Source organism: Azospirillum isscasi, assembly GCF_030849505.1.
In the GTDB taxonomy this organism is placed as follows: Bacteria; Pseudomonadota; Alphaproteobacteria; order Azospirillales; family Azospirillaceae; genus Azospirillum; species Azospirillum isscasi.
This window is the reverse complement of the sequence record NZ_JAUJFI010000363.1, coordinates 1-1078: the sequence shown is the minus strand read 5'-3', so window position 1 is coordinate 1078 and position 1078 is coordinate 1. Positions and strand designations below refer to the sequence as shown.

Sequence of the window (1078 nt, the reverse complement as noted above, 5' to 3'; positions counted from 1 at the left end):
AGCTCGCCGTCATGGGCGCCCTCTCCCTCTACCTCAACTTCATCAACCTCTTCCAGATGCTCATGCAGCTCATGGGCCAGCGCGAGGAGTAAAGGGCGGCAGCACCATCCGCACCGCCTGTGAAGAGGCCGGCCGCTTCCCGCGGCCGGCCTTTTTCGTTCCGCCCTTGTCCTTATCAAGGCTTGCCCGCCGCCGCCGCCTCGCCCGCCCTGGGAGGCTCCTTGGGCGCGTGCTCGACCGAGACGATGTGCAGGGAGTTGTTGGGGAAGGAGCAGGCCGCCTCCGGCGCCGCCTGCGAGGCCGGGTCGAAGGCGTAGGGCCGCGGCGAGCGCCCCGTCCCCGCTCCCACCGTCTCGATGCCCGGCCCGGTCACCCGCGACGTCCAGGGCGCCCCGGTGAACACGCCCGGCGTCGATTCCTCCGCCCACAGCCACAGCACACGGGTCCCCGCCGGCTGCGGCTGCGTGAAGGAGCGCAGCACCCGCTCGCAGGTCTGCCGGTCCATGTTGTGGATCGCCCGCTCGACCACGGCGTCCTCCGACCGCGGCGTCCATCGGGACAGCAGCAGCGAGCCGAGGGCCACGCTGACCGCCACCCCGCCCAGCGAGCAGGCGATCACCAGCCGGAAGCTGCCGTCGTCCTTCTCCATCCTTCGCTCCACCGTGTGATTGCCCATGCCCCTCCCCCGACAGGTTCCACCACCGCACCCTGCCCCGCAAGGCCGTCCGGAACGCCGAAAAGGGGACCACGCGCGTGGTCCCCTTCCGGTCGGTCCGCTGAAGCGGAGGTTATGGGCTGGCCGCCGCCGTGACCGGACCCCTGCCCTGCTGGGCGGCGAGTTCGGCGTTGCGGGCATGGTGCTTGCGCAGCATGGGCCGCAGGACGGTGATGGCGCAGACCGCCGCGAACAGATCCATGGTGGCGCAGATGTAAAGCACGGTCGCCCAGGTGCCGGTGGCCTCCATCAGCAGGTTGCCCAGCGGGACCAGGAGGGCCGCGATGCCCTTGGCGCAGTACAGCACGCCGTAGATCTTCGCCGCATGCTTGGTGCCGAAGGTGTCCGCCGAGGTCGCGCTGA

General features: G+C 70.6%; 1 protein-coding gene and 1 pseudogene. Both read right to left on the bottom strand.

Annotated features, from left to right (window positions below):
* Positions 1-175 precede the first annotated feature (175 nt).
* The gene (locus QSG27_RS29010; RefSeq protein WP_306712326.1) at positions 176-676 is read right to left on the bottom strand and encodes a hypothetical protein; all 501 of its coding nucleotides are present in this window, start codon (positions 674-676) and stop codon (positions 176-178) included.
* Between the two features lie 112 nt (positions 677-788).
* Positions 789-1078 (bottom strand): annotated as a pseudogene (locus QSG27_RS29005) (oxalate/formate MFS antiporter); the annotation flags it as partial.

Coding starts and splice junctions, on each gene's coding strand:
- QSG27_RS29010 (WP_306712326.1), bottom strand. CDS start 676: ATGGGCAATCACACGGTGGAGCGAAGGATGGAGAAGGACGACGGCAGC.